This window comes from Allorhizobium sp. GW101-3B10, assembly GCF_059424725.1.
In genome coordinates this window covers 4,488,381-4,507,431 of sequence record NZ_JBWKZR010000001.1, presented here as the reverse complement: position 1 = coordinate 4,507,431, position 19,051 = coordinate 4,488,381, and the positions used below count along the sequence as shown (strand labels likewise).

The window sequence follows — 19,051 nt, the reverse complement described above, 5'->3', positions numbered from 1 at the left end:
TCAGTTGGCCTTTGCCGCCGCGAGTTTCAGGCCGAAGGCGATGAAAACCAGGCCCGAGGCCCGGTTGATCCACTTGCTCATGCGGGAGAAGACCGCGCGCATGCGCGGCGTCGTCATGAAGAAGGATACCCCGACGAACCAGGCGATGAGGCAGGTCGCCATGACCAGGCCATAGCCGAACTTCACCGTGCCGGGGGTCGAGGCGCTGACCAGGGCTGAGAAGATCGACAGGAAGAACAGGACCGGCTTCGGATTGAGCGCGTTGGCGAGGAAGCCGAGGCCGAAGGCACGAAAGGCGCTCTGTCGGGGGGCTTCCGCTTCGCCGGATGCAGGAGAGAGATCCGTCGCGCCGGCACGCAGCGCCATCACGCCCATGTAGATGAGATAGGCGGCACCCACCCACTTGATGATGCCGAACAGCAGCAGCGACTGCGAGATGATGATGCCGAGACCGAGGATGGTGTAGGTCACATGGAACATCAGCGACGTTCCGATGCCGATGCTGGTCAGGATTGCCGCGCGGCGGCCATGCACCATGGCTTGGCGCATGACCATGGCCGTGTCGGCTCCCGGCGCGACGATCGCGAAGGAGAAGACGGCCATCAGCGAGGCGAGTTCCAGGAGGTAGGCGTGCATCTTCGTATTCCTTCCGACATCGACGAATCCACAGGCTCGTCACTATGCCGAATTGCATGGGAGGCTGCCAGAGGCAGCCTCCCTGAGGATCATGTCAGAGATCGAGAACCAGGCGTTCCGGATCTTCCAGGCTTTCCTTGACGCGCACCAGGAAGGTGACGGCTTCCTTGCCGTCGACGATGCGGTGGTCGTAGGAGAGCGCGAGATACATCATCGGACGGATGACGACCTGGCCGCCGATGGCGACCGGGCGCTCCTGGATCTTGTGCATGCCGAGAATGCCGGACTGCGGTGCATTGAGGATCGGCGAGGACATCAGCGAACCGTAGACGCCACCGTTGGAGATGGTGAACGTGCCGCCCTGCATGTCGGCCATCGACAGCGCGCCGTCACGGGCGAGCTTGCCGAGGCGGCCGATATCCTTCTCGATTTCGGCGATCGACATCTGGTCGGCATCGCGCACGATCGGAACGACCAGGCCCTTGTCGGTGCCCACGGCGACGCCGATATGGCAGTAGTTCTTGTAGATGATGTCGGTGCCGTCGATCTCGGCGTTGACCGCCGGGAGTTCCTTGAGGGCGTGGGTCACCGCCTTGGTGAAGAAGCCCATGAAGCCGAGCTTCACGCCATGCTTCCTCTCGAAGATGTCCTTGTACTTGTTGCGCAGGCTCATGACGGCCGACATGTCCACCTCGTTGTAGGTGGTGAGCATGGCCGCCGTGTTCTGGGCATCCTTCAGGCGCTTGGCGATCGTCTGGCGCAGGCGGGTCATCTTGACGCGCTCTTCGCGAGCCACGTCGCCCGTGGCCGACGGTGCGCGCGGAGCGGCGGCCGGGGCCGGAGCGGCGGCGGTCGTCACACCCTTGGCGACGGCGGCGATCACGTCGCCCTTGAGAACCTGGCCACGCTTGCCGGAACCGTCGACCTGGTCGGCCGAGAGATTGTTTTCGGCCAGCATCTTGGCGGCGGCCGGAGCAGCGGGCATTGCGCCCGCAGCAGCCGGAGCCGAAACGGCCGGAGCGGCCGGTGCAGCAGCGGCAGCCGCAGCGGCCGGCGCCGCGGGCTTGGCCGGCTCGGCGGAGACGGCACCGGCAGCGCCTTCGGCGATCTGGCCGAGCAGGGCGCCGAGACCGACTGTCTCGCCGTTGGCGGCAACGATTTCGGTGAGCACGCCCGAAGCGGGTGCCGGAACCTCGACGGTTACCTTGTCGGTTTCCAGCTCGACGATCGGCTCGTCGGCCTTGACGACGTCGCCGACCTTCTTGAACCAGGTGCCGACGGTGGCTTCGCTGACGGATTCACCCAGGGTGGGTACGCGGATTTCTGTGGCCATGATCTCAATTCCGTTGATCAGAGAACGTTTCTGTCGATGGTGTCTCGGCGGTGGGAGGCATCAGCCCCCCAGCGCATCCTCGAGGAAGGCTTCGAGCTGGGCGAGATGCTTGGACATCAGGCCCGTCGCCGGCGACGCGGCAGCCGGACGGCCGGTGTAGCGCACGCGCTGGTACTTGGCGTCGATGTGGGCGAGCACCCATTCGAGATAGGGGTCGATGAACGACCATGCACCCATGTTCTTGGGCTCTTCCTGGCACCAGACCATTTCCGCGTTGCGGAAACGCGAAAGTTCGTTGATCAGCGCCTTGGCCGGGAACGGATAGAGCTGTTCGATGCGCAGCAGATAGACGTCGTCGATGCCGCGCTTCTCGCGCTCTTCCAGAAGGTCGTAGTAGACCTTGCCGGTGCACATGACGACACGACGGATCTTGTTGTCCTTCTGCAGCTTGATCGGGCCGTCCTTGACGACTTCGGCATCGTCCCACAGCAGGCGGTGGAACGAGCTTTCGCCGGCCAGTTCCGACAGGCTGGAGACCGCACGCTTGTGGCGCAGCAGCGACTTCGGCGTCATCAGGATCAGCGGCTTGCGGAAGTCGCGCTTCACCTGCCGGCGCAGGATGTGGAAGTAGTTGGCCGGCGTGGTGACGTTGGCGACCTGCATGTTGTCTTCGGCGCACATCTGCAGCCAGCGCTCGAGGCGGGCCGAGGAGTGTTCCGGACCCTGGCCCTCATAGCCGTGCGGCAGCAGGCAGACGAGACCGGACATGCGCAGCCACTTGCGTTCGCCCGACGAGATGAACTGGTCGAACACCACCTGGGCGCCGTTGGCGAAGTCGCCGAACTGGGCTTCCCAGAGGGTCAGCGCATTCGGGCGGGCCAGCGAATAGCCATATTCGAAGCCGAGCACGGCCTCTTCCGAGAGCATCGAGTTGATGACCTCGTAGCGACCCTGGTTCGGCGCCAGATTGGCGAGCGGGATGAAGCGGTCTTCGGTTTCCTGATCGTAGAGAACCGAGTGGCGCTGCGAGAAGGTGCCGCGTTCGCAGTCCTGGCCCGACAGGCGGATCTTGGTGCCCTCGACGCAGAGCGAACCGAAGGCAAGGGCTTCGCCCATGGCCCAGTCGATTCCCTCGCCCGTCTCGATCATCTGGGCGCGGTTGTCCATGAAGCGCTGGATGGTGCGGTGCGCCTTGAAGCCTTCCGGAATGGTCGACAGCTTGCGGCCGATTTCCTTCAGCGACTTCATCGGCACGGCGGTCTTGCCGCGACGCTGCTCGTCGGCATTGTCGGCGGTACGCAGACCCGACCAGGCGCCGTCCAGCCAGTCGGCCTTGTTGGGCTTGTAGGACTGGCCTGCCTCGAACTCCTGTTCGAGATGGGCGCGCCAGTCGGCCTTCATCTTCTCGAATTCGCCCTCGGAGATCAGGCCTTCGGCGATCAGCCGCTCGGCATAGATCTGCACGACCGTCTTGTGGGCGCGGATCGCCTTGTACATCTTCGGCTGGGTGAACGCGGGCTCGTCGCCTTCGTTGTGGCCGAAGCGGCGATAGCAGAACATGTCGACCACGACCGGCTTGTGGAACTTCATCCGGTATTCGGTCGCGATCTTGGCGGCATAGGTGACCGCTTCCGGATCGTCGCCGTTGACGTGGAAGATCGGCGCTTCGATCATCTTGGCGACGTCGGACGGATAGGGCGACGAACGCGAGAAGGCCGGATTGGTGGTGAAGCCGATCTGGTTGTTGATGATGAAATGCATGGTGCCGCCGACGCGGTGGCCGCGCAGGCCCGAGAGGCCGAGAATTTCGGCGACCACGCCCTGGCCGGCGAAGGCCGCATCGCCATGCAGCAGGAGCGGCAGGACCTTGACGCGTTCGCGCAACGGAATGATGTCGCCCTCCCAGACCTTGGCGAGCTGGTCCTGCTTGGCGCGGGCCTTGCCCATGACCACGGGGTTGACGATTTCCAGATGCGACGGGTTGGCCGTCAGCGACAGGTGAACCTTGTTGCCATCAAATTCGCGGTCGGACGAGGCACCGAGATGGTACTTCACGTCGCCCGAACCCTCGACTTCGTCCGGCTTGAAGGAGCCGCCCTTGAACTCGTGGAACACGGCGCGATGCGGCTTGGCCATCACGTTGGTGAGCACGTTCAGGCGGCCGCGATGGGCCATGCCGAGGACGATCTCTTCGAGGCCTTCCTGGCCGCCTCGCTTGATGATCTGCTCAAGCGCCGGGATCAGCGATTCGCCGCCGTCGAGGCCGAAGCGCTTGGTGCCCTTGTACTTGACGTCGATGAACTGCTCGAAGCCTTCGGCCTCGATCAGCTTGGAGAGGATCGCCTTCTTGCCGTTCGCGGTGAACTCGACGCCCTTGCCGGGGCCTTCGATGCGTTCCTGGATCCAGGCCTTCTCTTCCGGATTGGAGATGTGCATGAACTCGACACCGAGCGTCGAGCAATAGGTACGCTTCAGGATGTCGAGCATTTCCGGGATGGTCGCGTATTCGAGACCAAGCACGTTGTCGATGAAGATCTTGCGGCCGTAGTCGGCTTCGGTGAAGCCATAGGCGGCCGGCGACAGCTCGTTGAAGTCCTCGACCGGGGCGGCGATGCCGAGCGGATCGAGATTGGCGTGCAGGTGGCCGCGCATGCGATAGGCGCGGATCATCATGATGGCGCGCACCGAATCGCGCGTCGCCTGGAGAACCTGTTCGCTCGAGATCGGCTGGCCGGCGGCTTCCGCCTTGGCCTTCACCTTGGTCTCGACGACCTTCTCGATCTGGCCCCAATTGCCGTCAAGCGCCGATACCAGCTCGCCATTGGCGGCGATCGGCCAGTTCTTGCGCTGCCAGGAGGCGCCGGAGGCGGCTTTCTTCACATCGGCCGGGTTCTCGGCGAGCGCCTTGAAGAAGGCGTGCCATTCGGCCGGTACGGAGGCCGGATCGTCCTCGTAACGCGCGTGGAGCTGTTCGATATAGGCAGCGTTCGAACCGTCGAGGAACGACGTGATCTGAAACTGCTCGTTGGCTTCTTGCCTTGCCATGGTGTCCTGCGGACGTGTGCGTCCGCCTCCCGACTTGAGGTGATGACCGGGGACCGGTCTGCCGCTTGCGTGGACCGCCCCGTGCGATCCAGCTCCTAAAACGCCAAATCAGGCAGGCGGACCACATGCATGGTCCCCCTGCCTGGGTCGTAGTTAAGTGGTCTCAGCCCTTGAGGACTTCAACCAGGGTCTTGCCCAGGCGCGCCGGAGACGGCGAAACCTTGATGCCGGCCGCTTCCATGGCCGCGATCTTCGATTCCGCATCACCCTTGCCGCCGGAGACGACCGCGCCGGCATGACCCATGGTGCGGCCCTTCGGAGCGGTCCGGCCGGCGATGAAGCCTGCCATCGGCTTCTTGCGGCCCTTCTTGGCTTCGTCGATGAGGAACTGGGCCGCATCTTCTTCAGCTGCGCCGCCAATTTCGCCGATCATGATGATCGACTGGGTGGCCTCGTCCGCCAGGAACAGTTCCAGGACGTCGATGAACTCGGTGCCCTTGACCGGGTCGCCGCCGATGCCGACGGCCGTGGTCTGGCCAAGGCCCTCGTTCGAGGTCTGGAAGACGGCTTCGTAGGTCAGCGTGCCGGAGCGCGAAACGATACCGACCGAACCCTTGCGGAAGATCGAGCCCGGCATGATGCCGATCTTGCATTCTTCCGGGGTCAGGATGCCCGGGCAGTTGGGCCCGAGCAGGCGCGACTTGGAGCGGTCGAGGCGAGCCTTGACGCGGACCATGTCCATGACCGGGATGCCTTCGGTGATGCAGGTGATGAACGGGATCTCGGCTTCGATCGCCTCGATGATCGCATCTGCGGCGCCTGCCGGCGGAACGTAGATCACGGTCGCGTCTGCGCCGGTCTTTTCCTTGCCTTCGGCGACGGTCGCGAAGATCGGCAGGCTTTCGCCCTTGGAGCCGGTCCAGGTTTCGCCACCCTTCTTCGGGTGGATACCGCCGACCATCTGGGTGCCGTAATAGGCCAGAGCCTGCTCGGTATGGAAGGTTCCGGTCTTGCCGGTCAGGCCCTGCACGAGGACCTTGGTGTTCTTGTTGACGAGAATCGACATTGTTTCCGGTCCTTCAAATTAGCCGTTGATCGCCGCGACGATCTTCTTCGCCGCGTCGTCCAGATCGTCAGCGGCGGTGATCGCCAGACCGGACTCGTTCAGGATCTTCTTGCCGAGCTCGACATTGGTGCCTTCGAGACGCACAACGAGCGGAACCTTCAGGCCGACTTCCTGGACGGCTGCGACAACGCCCTCGGCGATGACATCACACTTCATGATGCCGCCGAAGATGTTGACGAGGATGCCCTCGACCTTCGGGTCTGCGGTGATGATCTTGAAGGCAGCCGCGACCTTCTCCTTGCCGGCGCCGCCGCCGACGTCGCAGAAGTTCGCCGGCTCCTTGCCGTACAGCTTGATGATGTCCATCGTTGCCATGGCGAGGCCGGCACCATTGACCATGCAGCCGATATTGCCGTCGAGCGCCACATAGGCGAGGTCCCACTTCGAGGCCTCGATTTCCTTGGCGTCTTCTTCGGTCTCGTCGCGCAGCGCGCGCACGTCGTCGTGGCGGAACAGCGCATTGCCGTCGAACGACATCTTGGCGTCGAGAACGCGCAGATGGTCGTTCTTCATCACGATCAGCGGGTTGACCTCGAGCAGCGCCATGTCCTTCTCGACGAAGGCCTTGTAGAGCGCAGGGAAGAGCGACTTTGCGTCTTCGGCGGCAGCACCGGTCAGTTCGAGAGCCTTGGAAATGGCGGCGATGTCGGCAGCCGTCACGCCGGCTTCCGGGTCGATGGCGATGGTGTGGATCTTCTCGGGCGTGTCATGGGCGACAGCCTCGATGTCCATGCCGCCTTCGGTCGAAACGACGAAGGCGACGCGACCAACCGAACGGTCGACCAGCAGCGAGCAGTAGAGTTCGCGGGCGATGTCGGCGCCGTCTTCGATGTAGAGACGGTTGACCTGCTTGCCGGCTTCGCCGGTCTGGGCCGTCACCAGCGTGTTGCCGAACATTTCCTTGGCATGCGCCTTGGCTTCGTCGATCGAGAAGGCCAGGCGAACGCCGCCCTTGGCGTCGGGGCCGAGTTCCTTGAACTTGCCCTTGCCGCGGCCGCCGGCATGGATCTGGCTCTTGACCACGTAGAGCGGGCCGGGAAGCTGCTTGGCGGCAGCTTCGGCTTCTTCCGCCGAGAAGATCGCAACGCCTTCGGCAACCGGTGCGCCGTAGCCCTTCAGAAGAGCCTTGGCCTGATATTCATGAATGTTCATCGTCTAGTCCCTAGTTCTGGGCCGAATGGCGTTTACTTGAGGGCGGGGGCGATATTGATGCAGGCTTCGCAGAGGCCGGCAACCGCGCCGACGGACTTCTGGAAGGCTTCTTCTTCGGCCTTGTTGAATTCGACTTCGATGATGCGCTCGACGCCGCCGGCACCGATGATCGTCGGCACGCCGACATACATGTCCTTCACGCCGTACTGACCCGAAAGATAGGCGGCGCAGGGCAGGACGCGCTTCTTGTCCTTGAGGAAGGACTCGGCCATTTCGATCGCCGAGGCGGCCGGTGCGTAGTAGGCCGAACCGGTCTTCAAGAGGCCGACGATTTCGGCGCCGCCGTCACGGGTGCGCTGGATGATTTCTTCGAGACGTTCCTTGGTGACCCAGCCCATCTTGACGAGGTCGGTGAGCGGGATGCCGCCGACGGTCGAATAGCGGGCGAGCGGTACCATGGTGTCGCCGTGGCCGCCGAGAACGAAGGCGGTGACGTCCTGGACGGAAACCTTGAATTCCTCCGAGAGGAACAGGCGGAAGCGCGCGCTGTCGAGAACGCCCGCCATGCCGACGACCTTGTTGGTCGGCAGGCCGGAGAACTTCTGCAGCGCCCAGACCATGGCGTCGAGCGGGTTGGTGATGCAGATCACGAAGGCGTCCGGGGCATACTTCTTGATGCCGGCGCCGACCTGTTCCATGACCTTGAGGTTGATGCCGAGCAGGTCGTCGCGGCTCATGCCCGGCTTGCGGGCGACGCCGGCGGTGACGATGCAGACGTCTGCCCCTTCGATGGCGGCATAGTCGCTGGCGCCGGTCAGCTTGGCATTGAAGCCCTCGACCGGGGAGGACTGAGCGATATCCAGGCCCTTGCCCTGCGGGATACCGTCGGCGATGTCGAACAGGACAATATCGCCCAGTTCCTTGAGGCCGGCGAGATGCGCCAGCGTTCCACCAATCATTCCAGAACCGATAAGAGCGATCTTGTTGCGCGCCATTGAAGTGCTTCCTTTTAGATCCAAAACCAAAGCTGACGGCCTTCTCTAGCCGGGCATTGTGAAAATTCGCATAACGACACTTGATAAAAACTGCAACCGATTAATTTGAGTGCAGTATTTTCAATCGGTTAGATCATAAAATTCTTACGTAAACGTCAAACAAATTGACGCAGAAGCGTCACAAATCCGCGCGTTGGCCGGTGTGATGCGCCAAATAGTCCGCGCTGCGCATCTCGAAAAGCCGCGATACGGTCCGATCGAATTCGAAACCTTCGGTTCCCTTTTTCTCCGTGAGAAGCGCCTCCGGCATGGCCGCAGCCGATGCGAACAGCCGTACTGACGCGTCGTAGAGTGCATCGACAAGGATAATAAAGCGTTTCGTCTCGTTGCGCTTGGCGGGTCCCAGATGCGGGATGTGGTCGACAAAGACGACGTCGAAGCGCTTGGCGATCTCGAGATAGTCGGAAGCGCCGAGCGGCCGCTCGCAGAGATCGCCAAAGGTGAAGCGCGCCACCCGGCCGACGGCGCGCGGCACGGGAACGACCCGCCCCTTCATCTCGATTTCGGTCGGCACCTCGGGGCGCCCTTCCGTCATCCGTTTCCAGGCCCGATCGATCAGCCGGTCCGCCTCCGGGCCGAGCGGCGCCACATAGACCGGCAGACTTTCAAGCTTCTCCAGCCGGTAATCCGTCGGCGAATCGAGCGTGGTTACCTCGACATGGCGCTGGAGCAACGCGATGAACGGCAGGAACAGGCCACGGTTGAGGCCGTCGCGGTAAAGATTGCCGGGCTCGACATTGGACGTGGCGACGAGCGTGCAGCCTCGGGCGAAAAGCTCGGTAAACAGTCGCGCGAGAATCATGGCGTCGGCGATGTCGGTGACGGTGAACTCGTCGAAGCAGAGAAGTTCGGCCTCCTCGCGCAAGGCCGCGGCGACCGGCGGCACGGGGTCGGCCTGCCGTGTCTCGCCGTTCTTCAGCTTGATGCGGTGGGCGTGGATGCGGGCATGCACGTCGGCCATGAATTCGTGGAAATGGGCGCGCCGCTTCTTCTCGACCGGCGCGAGCTTGAAAAACAGATCCATCAGCATCGTCTTGCCGCGACCGACGCTACCATGCACATAGAGCCCGCGCACCGGCTGCAGCGGCTTGCGCTTCTGCGCGAACATCCAGCCGAGCGCGCTCTTCTTTGCCGCAGGCCTGCGCTGCTTCATGTCCTGGAGAATGCGGTCGAGCTGACCTGCCACCGCCATCTGGGCCTTGTCGGCCTGCAGTGTGCCCGCATCGGTCATCGAGCGCAATTGCTCGGCGACGCTTAGCGCATAGTCGGGAATGGGCTGCATACGCAGGCTCCGCTTGGACGCACCGACGGCGTCGCCGGGGCGACCGCCGCACGGCTTATGGATGGTGGGAACTTAGCGGCTGAGGCTGATCGGCTGACCGGTATTGGTCGTGCCGTCATAGCGCGCGTCGGCGGACTTGTAGAGGCGGCCGAGCACGTTGCCGCTGCGGTCCTTGAGGATGACCTGCTTGCCGGCCACTTCCCAGGAGCCCATGGCGGTCAGCGGGCCGGCGCAACCGCGCGTACCGCCGCGCGAACCGCTGCCGAGATTGGTGAGCGTGAGGAACATGTCGCACGAAGCGCCGGCGTTCGACACGCGCCAGTTGCCGACCATGGATTCCTTGGTGACATCGAGAGCCGTGGCAGGTGCTGCATCGAGCGCTGCGGTCTGGGTCGCCGGCGTGGGGGCTGCCGGGAAACCATTCGGCGACGTGGCGGCACCGGGCGGCGGCAATTGGCCGGACTGGACGGACGGCACGGGTTGCGCCTCGAGCGGAGGAAGTGAAGAAGCACCGGAATCGAGACCGCTATAGGATGTACGCTGGCAACCTGCCAGAGACAGAAGGATCGCGACGCCCGTCGCCGCATATTTCAACTTCATCATCACACTCCCGGTTGACCGCATTTGGCCGGTTGTCGTCCCGAAACAAGGCGGAATTATCGCGAATGGGACGATCGAATCAAGACACTAGCAAATATACGAACCGGCGGGACCTCGAAAGGAGATCCTCGCCGGCCTGCAATTACATGGGTCACAAGGTTCAAATTGCAACCCGCCTGCTGCGCTGTCGCCGGTCAGACGCGGCGTTCGATCATCATCTTCTTGATTTCCGCGATCGCCTTGGCCGGGTTGAGGCCCTTGGGGCAGGTCTGCGCGCAGTTCATGATGGTGTGGCAGCGATAGAGTCGGAAGGGATCTTCCAGATTGTCGAGACGCTCGCCGGTCGCTTCGTCGCGGCTATCGATCAGCCAGCGATAAGCCTGCAGCAGCACGGCCGGACCGAGATAGCGGTCGCCGTTCCACCAGTAGCTCGGACAGGAGGTCGAGCAGCAGGCGCACAGGATGCACTCGTAGAGGCCGTCGAGCTTCTGGCGGTCGGCATGGCTCTGCTTCCACTCCTTGGCCGGCGGCGGTGAAACCGTCTTCAGCCAGGGCTCGATCGAGCGGTGCTGGGCGTAGAAGTTAGTGAGGTCCGGCACCAGGTCCTTGACCACCGGCATGTGCGGCAGCGGATAGACCTTCACGGTGCCGTTGATCTCGTCCATGCCCTTGGTGCAGGCGAGCGTGTTGGTGCCGTCGATGTTCATCGCGCAGGAACCGCAGATGCCTTCGCGGCAGGAGCGGCGCAGCGTCAGCGTCGGGTCGATATTGTTCTTGATGTAGAGAAGACCATCAAGAACCATCGGGCCGCAGTCATCGATGTCGATATAGTAGGTATCGATGCGCGGGTTCTGGCCGTCATCCGGGTTCCAGCGATAGATCCGGTATTCGCGGACGTTCTTGGCATTGGCCGGCTTCGGCCAGACCTTGCCTTCGCTGATCTGCGAGTTCTTCGGAAGAGCGAGTTCAACCATGTCCAGTTCCTCTCGAGATCAGTACACACGTGCCTTCGGCGCGATCTTGTAGGGATCGATGCCTTCGGCGATCAGGTCGGTATGGACCGGACGATAGTCCAGCTTCACGTCGCCAGTCTCGGAGACCCAGGCCAGCGTATGCTTGCGCCAGTTCTCGTCGTCGCGACCGGCGAACGGGCCGCTGGTATAGTCTTCGCGCGCATGGCTGCCGCGGCTTTCCTTGCGCGCTTCCGCGCCGTAGACCGTGGTGATGGCGTTGGCCATCAGATTGTGCAGCTCGAGCGTTTCGACGAGGTCGGAGTTCCACACCATGGACCGGTCGGTGACCTTGATGTCCGGCAGTTCCTTCCAGATCGCCGAAATGCGGCGGCAACCGCTTTCGAGCGCTTCCTGAGTGCGGAACACGGCTGCGTCTTCCTGCATGGCGCGCTGCATCTTGTCGCGCAACACGGCGGTCGGCGTCGAGCCGGAGGAATTCCGCAGGCTGTCGAAGCGCTCCATGATCTTGTCGCAGGCGGCGATGTCGAGCGCCGGGATCGGTTCGGACTTGTCGATCACCTGACCGGCGCGAATGGCGGCGGCGCGGCCGAAGACCACGAGGTCGATCAGCGAGTTGGAGCCGAGGCGGTTTGCACCATGAACCGATGCGCAGCCGGCTTCGCCGACCGCCATCAGGCCGGGCGCGATGCGTTCCGGATTGGCGGCGTCGGCATTCAGCACCTCACCCCAGTAATTGGTCGGGATGCCGCCCATGTTGTAGTGGACGGTCGGCAGAACCGGGATCGGCTCGCGGGTCACATCGACGCCGGCGAAGATCTTCGCCGATTCCGAGATGCCCGGAAGGCGCTCGTGCAGGACGGCCGGATCGAGATGGTCGAGATGCAGGTAGATGTGGTCCTTGTTCTTGCCGACGCCGCGACCCTCGCGGATTTCCAGCGTCATGCAGCGCGAAACGACGTCGCGCGAGGCAAGGTCCTTGGCCGACGGCGCATAGCGTTCCATGAAGCGCTCGCCTTCGGAGTTGACGAGATAGCCGCCTTCGCCGCGCGCCCCTTCGGTGATCAGACAGCCCGCACCATAGATGCCGGTCGGGTGGAACTGCACGAACTCCATGTCCTGGAGCGGCAGGCCGGCGCGCGCGATCATCCCGCCGCCGTCGCCGGTGCAGGTATGAGCCGAAGTGGCCGAGAAATAGGCGCGGCCGTAGCCGCCGGTCGCCAGGACCACCATCTTGGCCGAGAAGCGATGGATCGTGCCGTCGTCGAGGTTCCAGGCGACAACACCGGTGCAGCGGCCGTCCGGCGCCATGATCAGGTCGAGGGCAAAGTACTCGATGAAGAATTCGGCATTGTTGCGCAGCGACTGGCCGTAGAGCGTGTGCAGGATGGCGTGGCCGGTACGGTCGGCGGCAGCGCAGGTGCGCTGCACCGGCGGGCCTTCGCCGTAGTTCTGCATGTGTCCGCCGAACGGGCGCTGGTAGATCTTGCCTTCCTCGTTGCGCGAGAAGGGAACGCCGTAGTGCTCGAGCTCATAGACCGCCTTCGGCGCCTCCATGGCGAGATACTGCATGGCATCGACGTCGCCGAGCCAGTCGGAACCCTTCACGGTGTCGTAGAGGTGCCACTGCCAGCAGTCCGGCGTCATGTTGGTGAGCGAGGCAGCGATACCGCCCTGCGCCGCGACGGTGTGCGAGCGGGTCGGGAAGACCTTGGTGATGCAGGCGGTCTTGAAGCCCTGTTCGGCCATGCCGAGCGTGGCGCGCAGGCCGGCGCCGCCGGCACCGACGACGACCACGTCATAGGAGTGGTCGACATACTTGTAGGCCTTGCCGTTCTGGGCGGGGGAGTTGATCGGTGCCATGGGAATTATCCTACGAAGGCGATCTTCAGAAGGGCGAAAAGACAGAGCCCGCCGATCAGGATCGCGAAGAACATGTTGAGCATCAGCAGGGCGATCTTGGTGAGTTCCTGATGGACATAGTCCTCGATGATCACCTGCATGCCGAGCTTCATGTGAATGATGCCGGAAATGACGACCAGGCCCATGACCACGGCAACGACCGGATTGGCCAGCGCGCCGACGACGTCCGCATAGGGAGCACCGCCATAGCAGACCAGGAAGCCGATGAAGAAGGCGATGAGCGGAATATTGGCGACGGCCGTGACCCGCTGACGCCAGAAGTGATCCGTACCGTCCTTGGCCGAACCGAGACCGCGGACCTTACCGAGCGGAGTGCGCATATCCATGTTGGTCACCTCAGGAGCGGACGGCGTAGGCGATCGCCCACACGAGAACGGTCAGCACCACCGAACCGATGATGTTGGCCTTGGCGAGCTTGGTGGAGAAGTGCTTGTCGAAACCGTAGCCGACGTCCCACATCAGGTGGCGCAGACCGCCGAGCATGTGGTGAAGCAGGGCCCAGGTGTAGCCGAACAGCACGAGCCGGCCGATGATGGTGCCCATGAACCAGCTGACCCAGTCGAAATAGGCGGCACCGGTCGAGGCGGCAATCAGCCACCAGGCAACCAGAATGGTGCCGAAATACAGCGCGCCGCCGGTGATGCGATGAATGATCGACATCGCCATGGTTGGAGTGAGCTTGTAGATTTGCAGATGCGGCGACAAGGGCCGGTTATTTGTCAGATTCGCCATCAGGACCTCGCGGCGTTTCAATGCGTTCCGAACTTTCGGACATCCTCCGGGCAATGCGTCGATCCCACGCATGGGTGCATTGCATCAATCGCGACGTTTAATCGCCGAAATGACCGACGACAAGCCCATTCGCTCGCCGATTCGATTTTAATCGATTGGGATGAGTAGAACTTTATGCCAAGGCGCGCCGGTTAATCATGTGCCGTCAAAAAATCACGCGTGGCAATGACTTTACCGGAAAAATCGGGCATGGTGATCTTAACCTTTTGTTAACCACCAATATCCCGACGGAGAGGCATCCATGGTCACGCGTCTTGCCCGCACCGGACTGGTCATTGCCGGCACACTTTCGCTCGTTCTGAGCGCCACATGGCTGAACGCCGGCGAATACGGTCACGGCTTCCATCCGCGCCCTTCCGGCCATGGCCGTCCGCACCGTGACGCGGTGGTCGGCGGGGCGGGGCTTCCCTCGGTGGTTCCGGGCATCGGCACCTTTGCCGGATCGATCTCGGCGGTGCGGGTGCGCGGCTCGGGGATCTATTTCGCGATCGAAGGGTCGCGCAGCGACGTCATTTCCTATCGCCCGCCTGTGGCCAAGATCATCGAGATCAATGCCGAGATGGAGGACAACGCCTGCTCCTACGAGGCCGGTGTCTGCGTCATCCGCCCCCTGTGACGAGACCCGTCAGCGGAAGCGCCAGACGGTCGTCCTTTTCACTTCACTGTCTTCCAGCACGCGGGTGACCGGCACTTCATAGGTCGCGAGCGCTACGAGCCTTTCGGTCGGACGATAGCTTCGCCCGGGATCGCCGACGAGAACCCGCGTTCCGCCTGCAGCGAGATGCCCGAACCATTCGGTCAGCGCGCTGGCAAAATCCCGATCATAGAAGACGTCACCGGCCAGCACGATGTCGGCCTCGACCGGCTTGCCGATCAGGTCTTCGGCGGTAAAGCCGATCGCCACGCCGTTCTCGGCGGCGTTGAGCTCGACCGCCGTTCCCGCCCAGGGGTCGATGTCGGCGGCGGTCACCTCGCTTGCCCCGGCAAGCTTCGCCGCGATCGCAACGAGCCCGGAACCGCTGGCAAAATCGAGCACGCGCTTGCCACGCACTTCTTCCGGATGATCGAGGATATAGCGGGCAAGCCCCTGCCCGCCCGCCCAGGCAAAGGCCCAGAACGGCGGCGGCAGGCCGATCTCCTCGAGATCCTCTTCCGTCTTCAGCCAGAGGTCATGCACCTCGTTGGCCAGCCGCAACCGGATTTCCGGCACATGCGGCGGCGCCGTCAGGCTGGTATTGGCGCGGATGAAGGTCTCTGGATCGGTGTTCAAGCCAACTCCTCAGCGCGGCGGATTGTCGAGGCCGCCCATGCGGCAGACTTCGAGATATTCCTCTTCCGTCACCGGCTGGACGGAGAGCCGCATCGAGGTGACCAGCGCCATGTTGGCGAGCTTCGGATTGGCCTTGACGTCCTTGAGCGAGACCGGCTTCGGAATGTCACACACCGCGCGGATATCGACGCAGTCCCAGCGAGCATCCCCCTCGGCAGTGGAATCCGGATGGGAGAGCGCGCAGACTTCCGCGATGCCGACGACCTCCAGCCCCTCGTTCGAGTGGTAGAAGAAGCCCTTGTCGCCGATCTTCATGGCCCGCATGTTGTTGCGTGCCAGATAGTTGCGCACGCCGGTCCACTCGGTTCCCTTCTCGCCCGCATCCTTCTGCATCTGCCAGGACCACTTGAAGGGTTCGGACTTATAGAGCCAGAATGCCATTCGACCTCAAGCCTCCGGATTGTTGAAGACCCAGTTGTAGGGCTTGATCTCGACATTGGCGAAGAGGCCGACCTGGGCATAGGGATCCTGCGCGGCGATCGCCTTGGCCGAATCGAGACTATCGGCGGCGATCAGCAGCATGGAGCCGCAGGGCTTGCCGTCGGCATCGAGGAAGGGGCCGCCGATCTTCAGCGTGCCGGCGGCGTTGAGACCGTTCAGCCATTCGACATGGGTCGGGCGGGTTTCCATCCGGACGTTGAGATGTTCCGGCTTGTCGGTGCAGATCACGGCAAACAGCATGTTCTCGTCTCTCCTTGGTTCTCTTAGAAAGCCCGTCACTCGGTGGTGATCGGGCGCGACATCAGTTGCTCGATGGCCGTCGGGATGTCGAGGCTTCCCTCGATGACCGCGGCAACGGCATCGGTAATCGGCATGTCGACCGCGCACCCCTCGGCCAGACGCGAGGCGACGGCCGCGGCAAAGGCGCCCTCGACCAGCTGCCCGCGCGAAAAATCGATCGGCTCGCCGTGCCCGAGCGCAATGCCGAAGCGCAGATTGCGCGACTGGTGGCTGGTCGCGGTCAGGACCAGGTCGCCGAGACCGGAGAGGCCACGGACCGTATCCGCCTTGCCGCCCATGGCTGCAACCAGCCGCGACATTTCCGCAAGGCCGCGCGAGATCAGCGCGGCACGGGCGGAATCGCCAAGCCCCATGCCCTCGACGATGCCGCAGGCGATCGCCAGCACGTTCTTCAGCGCACCGCCGAGCTGAACGCCGATCCGGTCGTCGGAAGCATAGAGGCGGAAGGTGCGGCCGGAAATGGCATGGGCCAGCCGCTCGGCAGTGGCGAGGTCGGCAGCCGCGATCGCCATGGCAGTCGGCAGACCGCGGGCGATGTCGGCGGCAAAGCCCGGGCCGGACAGCGCGGCGATGGCATGATGCGGCAGCGCCTCCTCCAGCACGTCGGTCAGCAGCCGGGCGGACGCCCGGTCGATGCCCTTGGCGCAGGTCACGACGGTCGCGCCCTCGGCCAGGTAGGGACCATAGTGGCGGGCGGCCTCGACCTGGGCCTGCGACGGCATGGCGAAAAGCACGATGCCGGCCGTGGAGATCACGTCGGGGTCCGCGCTGAAACCAAGCGCGTCCGGCAGCCGTATCCCCGGCAGGGCGGCCTCGTGAATGCGGTCTTTCTGCAGATCGGCGATGAGAGTTGCATCCCGGCCAAGAAGCGTGGTCTCGACCCTGCCCTCCGACGCCATGACGGCCGCAAGCGCCGTGCCGAAGGCGCCAGAACCGATGACGACGACGCGTTCCGCCCCGCTCACGCCTTTGCTCCCCGCTTGCCGTGGCCGATCACCGCCTTTGCCTCGCCGTCGAGCGGCCAGCGCGAGCGCGGCTGCACGTCGAGCGGATCGGCAGGCAGGCCGAGCGCCATGCGCTCCAGGCCGGCCCAGGCGATCATCACGGCATTGTCCGTGCACAGGTGCAGCGGCGGGGCGACGAAACGGAAACCGTGCCGGTCGCAGAGCGATTGCAGGGTTCGCCGCAATTCCTTGTTCGCCGCGACGCCTCCGGCCACCACCAGCGCCGGAACACCGTCGTGCTGCGGGAATTCGCCAAGAAACCGCTGCAGGCCGCGGCCGATACGGTCGTCGAGCGTGCGCGAAATGGCCCGCTGGAAGGAGGCGCAGATGTCGGCAATGTCCTGATCGCTGACCGGGGCGATGCCCTCCGCCGCCTGGCGCACCGCGGTCTTCAGGCCAGAGAAGGAGAAGTCGAGCCGCGCCTCGCCGACCAGCGGCCTGGGGAAGTCGAACCGCTTCGCCTCGCCCTTTGCCGCGGCCTTCTCGACCTCCGGGCCGCCGGGATAGGGCAGGCCGAGCAGCTTGGCCGTCTTGTCGAAGGCCTCGCCCAGCGCATCGTCGATTGTCGTGCCCCAGCGCTCGTAGTCTCCGACGCCCCGCACCAGCACCAGTTGGGTATGGCCGCCGGAGACGAGCAGCATGAGATACGGAAAGGTGAGGCTGTCCGTGAGCCGGGCCGTCAGCGCGTGGCCTTCGAGATGGTTGACCGCGTAGAGCGGCTTGCCCGTCGCCCGCGCGATCGCCTTGCCGGTCATCAGCCCGACCAGAAGCCCGCCGATCAGGCCCGGGCCGGCGGTGGCGGCAATCGCATCGATATCGGAAAGCCGCGTGCCGGCGCGAGTCAGCGCCTCCTCGATCAGGCTGTCGAGGGCGTCGACATGGGCCCGCGCCGCGATTTCCGGGACGACGCCGCCATAGGCGCTGTGCTCGTCGAGCTGGCTGAGGACCACATCCGCCTCGACCAGGCCGGTGCCGTCGTTGAAGCGGGAAACGACCGCCGCGGCCGTTTCGTCACAACTGGTCTCGATGCCGAGAATGCGTAGTTTGGAGCCCATTTGCCCTGTTCATTGATTGCGATGACCGGGAAACCCGTCTACGAGGACTGTCGGTAACAACGGATCAGATCGGATGCAAACAAAACCTTTTCGCATCGGCACGCGCGGCAGCCCGCTCGCCCTGGCGCAGGCCTACGAGACCCGCGACCGGTTGATGGCGGCCCATGGCCTGCCGGAGGCGTTGTTCGAGGTCGTCGTGCTGTCGACCCAGGGCGACCGGATCACCGACCGCCCGCTTTCGGAAATCGGCGGCAAGGGCCTATTCACCGAGGAGCTGGAACAGCAATTGCTGTCCGGCGACCTGGATTTCGCCGTGCACTCCTCGAAGGACATGCCAACCAGGCTGCCGGAGGGCCTGGTCCTCTCCGCCTACCTGCCGCGCGAGGACGTTCGCGATGCCTTCATCGGCGCGGCCGCGCCAAGGCTCACCGAGTTGCCGCACGGCGCCACAGTCGGCTCCTCGTCGCTGCGGCGCCAGGCGCTGATCCGTCGCCTGCGCCCCGATCTCAACGTCATCACCTTCCGCGGGCTTGTCGACACCCGTCTGCGCAAGCTCGCCGAAGGCCAGGTCGATGCGACCCTGCTTGCCTTTGCCGGCCTGCGGCGTCTCGGCAAACAGGACGTGCCGACCGAATTGCTCGACCCGAAGGAATTTCCGCCGGCCCCCGCGCAGGGCGCGATCTGCGTCGAGAGCCGGATCGGCGACGACAGGATCAATGGCCTGCTCGAAGCGATCAATGATCGCGACACCTTCGACGCGGTCAGCTGCGAGCGCGCCTTCCTCGCGGCCCTCGACGGTTCCTGCCGCACGCCGATCGCGGGCTATGCGCGCTGCGACGGAGACAAGCTGACCTTCTCGGGCATGATCCTGACGCCCGACGGTGCGCGGTTCCATGAGATCGAGACGGGAGGCGCCCGCGCCGACGCCGTGGCCATCGGCCGGGCCGCCGGCGAGGCGATCCGCGCCAAGGCCGGCCCCGACTTCTTCGCCAGCTGGAGCTGAGCC

General features: G+C 64.0%; 18 protein-coding genes and 1 pseudogene. 2 read left to right on the top strand and 17 right to left on the bottom strand.

Going from position 1 to position 19,051, the window contains the following annotated elements; genetic code table 11:
* The 12 genes from AC07Y0_RS22015 to sdhC form a co-directional block, all read right to left on the bottom strand.
* Complete coding sequence (locus AC07Y0_RS22015; protein ID WP_498679760.1) at nt 1-636, bottom strand: LysE family transporter; 636 nt, start codon at nt 634-636, stop codon at nt 1-3.
* Between the two features lie 94 nt (nt 637-730).
* Complete coding sequence (odhB, locus tag AC07Y0_RS22010; protein WP_498679759.1) at nt 731-1,969, bottom strand: 2-oxoglutarate dehydrogenase complex dihydrolipoyllysine-residue succinyltransferase; 1,239 nt, start codon at nt 1,967-1,969, stop codon at nt 731-733.
* A 60-nt stretch (nt 1,970-2,029) separates the two neighbouring features.
* Entirely contained in the window at nt 2,030-5,014 is a 2,985-nt protein-coding gene (locus AC07Y0_RS22005) for a 2-oxoglutarate dehydrogenase E1 component (RefSeq protein WP_498679758.1), read from the bottom strand.
* A 163-nt stretch (nt 5,015-5,177) separates the two neighbouring features.
* Nucleotides 5,178-6,080: a succinate--CoA ligase subunit alpha gene (gene sucD / locus AC07Y0_RS22000; RefSeq protein WP_498679757.1), complete on the bottom strand. Its 903-nt coding sequence runs from the start codon at nt 6,078-6,080 to the stop codon at nt 5,178-5,180.
* 18 nt (nt 6,081-6,098) lie between these two features.
* Nucleotides 6,099-7,292, bottom strand: a complete 1,194-nt coding sequence (sucC, locus tag AC07Y0_RS21995; protein WP_154720365.1) for an ADP-forming succinate--CoA ligase subunit beta — start codon at nt 7,290-7,292, stop codon at nt 6,099-6,101.
* Nucleotides 7,293-7,324: 32 nt separating this feature from the next.
* Complete coding sequence (mdh, locus tag AC07Y0_RS21990; RefSeq protein WP_498679756.1) at nt 7,325-8,287, bottom strand: malate dehydrogenase; 963 nt, start codon at nt 8,285-8,287, stop codon at nt 7,325-7,327.
* 178 nt (nt 8,288-8,465) lie between these two features.
* On the bottom strand, nt 8,466-9,629 hold the full coding sequence (gene zapE, locus AC07Y0_RS21985; protein ID WP_498679755.1) for a cell division protein ZapE: 1,164 nt from the start codon (nt 9,627-9,629) through the stop codon (nt 8,466-8,468).
* Nucleotides 9,630-9,701: 72 nt separating this feature from the next.
* Nucleotides 9,702-10,229 carry a protease inhibitor Inh/omp19 family protein gene (locus tag AC07Y0_RS21980; protein WP_498680309.1) on the bottom strand — a complete coding sequence of 176 codons (528 nt, stop codon included), beginning with the start codon at nt 10,227-10,229 and terminating at the stop codon, nt 9,702-9,704.
* 194 nt (nt 10,230-10,423) lie between these two features.
* The gene (locus AC07Y0_RS21975; protein ID WP_498679754.1) at nt 10,424-11,203 is read right to left on the bottom strand and encodes a succinate dehydrogenase iron-sulfur subunit; all 780 of its coding nucleotides are present in this window, start codon (nt 11,201-11,203) and stop codon (nt 10,424-10,426) included.
* An 18-nt stretch (nt 11,204-11,221) separates the two neighbouring features.
* Entirely contained in the window at nt 11,222-13,063 is a 1,842-nt protein-coding gene (sdhA, locus tag AC07Y0_RS21970) for a succinate dehydrogenase flavoprotein subunit (protein WP_498679753.1), read from the bottom strand.
* A 5-nt stretch (nt 13,064-13,068) separates the two neighbouring features.
* Nucleotides 13,069-13,449, bottom strand: a complete 381-nt coding sequence (sdhD, locus tag AC07Y0_RS21965; RefSeq protein ID WP_498679752.1) for a succinate dehydrogenase, hydrophobic membrane anchor protein — start codon at nt 13,447-13,449, stop codon at nt 13,069-13,071.
* 10 nt (nt 13,450-13,459) lie between these two features.
* Entirely contained in the window at nt 13,460-13,855 is a 396-nt protein-coding gene (sdhC, locus tag AC07Y0_RS21960; RefSeq protein ID WP_498679751.1) for a succinate dehydrogenase, cytochrome b556 subunit, read from the bottom strand.
* A gap of 301 nt (nt 13,856-14,156) precedes the next feature.
* On the opposite strand from sdhC, the gene AC07Y0_RS21955 reads away from it, so the two are divergent.
* Nucleotides 14,157-14,531: a hypothetical protein gene (locus tag AC07Y0_RS21955; RefSeq protein ID WP_498679750.1), complete on the top strand. Its 375-nt coding sequence runs from the start codon at nt 14,157-14,159 to the stop codon at nt 14,529-14,531.
* Nucleotides 14,532-14,540: 9 nt separating this feature from the next.
* Here the strand turns inward: AC07Y0_RS21955 and AC07Y0_RS21950 are convergent.
* The 5 genes and pseudogenes from AC07Y0_RS21950 to tsaD all read right to left on the bottom strand — a co-directional run bounded on the left by AC07Y0_RS21950 (nt 14,541) and on the right by tsaD (nt 18,045).
* Nucleotides 14,541-15,243, bottom strand: a pseudogene (locus AC07Y0_RS21950) (class I SAM-dependent methyltransferase).
* Complete coding sequence (locus AC07Y0_RS21945; RefSeq protein WP_498679749.1) at nt 15,195-15,626, bottom strand: EVE domain-containing protein; 432 nt, start codon at nt 15,624-15,626, stop codon at nt 15,195-15,197. Before AC07Y0_RS21945 ends, AC07Y0_RS21950 begins: the two are co-directional and overlap by 49 nt.
* Nucleotides 15,627-15,632: 6 nt before the next feature.
* Nucleotides 15,633-15,926, bottom strand: coding sequence for a YciI-like protein (locus tag AC07Y0_RS21940; protein WP_498679748.1), 294 nt, complete (start codon nt 15,924-15,926; stop codon nt 15,633-15,635).
* A gap of 35 nt (nt 15,927-15,961) precedes the next feature.
* Nucleotides 15,962-16,951 carry an NAD(P)H-dependent glycerol-3-phosphate dehydrogenase gene (locus AC07Y0_RS21935; RefSeq protein WP_498679747.1) on the bottom strand — a complete coding sequence of 330 codons (990 nt, stop codon included), beginning with the start codon at nt 16,949-16,951 and terminating at the stop codon, nt 15,962-15,964.
* Nucleotides 16,948-18,045, bottom strand: a complete 1,098-nt coding sequence (gene tsaD / locus AC07Y0_RS21930) for a tRNA (adenosine(37)-N6)-threonylcarbamoyltransferase complex transferase subunit TsaD (RefSeq protein ID WP_498679746.1) — start codon at nt 18,043-18,045, stop codon at nt 16,948-16,950. The genes AC07Y0_RS21935 and tsaD overlap by 4 nt, the downstream gene beginning before the upstream one ends.
* A 73-nt stretch (nt 18,046-18,118) precedes the next feature.
* Between tsaD and hemC the strand changes: the two genes are divergently transcribed.
* Complete coding sequence (gene hemC / locus AC07Y0_RS21925) at nt 18,119-19,048, top strand: hydroxymethylbilane synthase (RefSeq protein WP_498679745.1); 930 nt, start codon at nt 18,119-18,121, stop codon at nt 19,046-19,048.
* Nucleotides 19,049-19,051 lie beyond the last annotated feature (3 nt).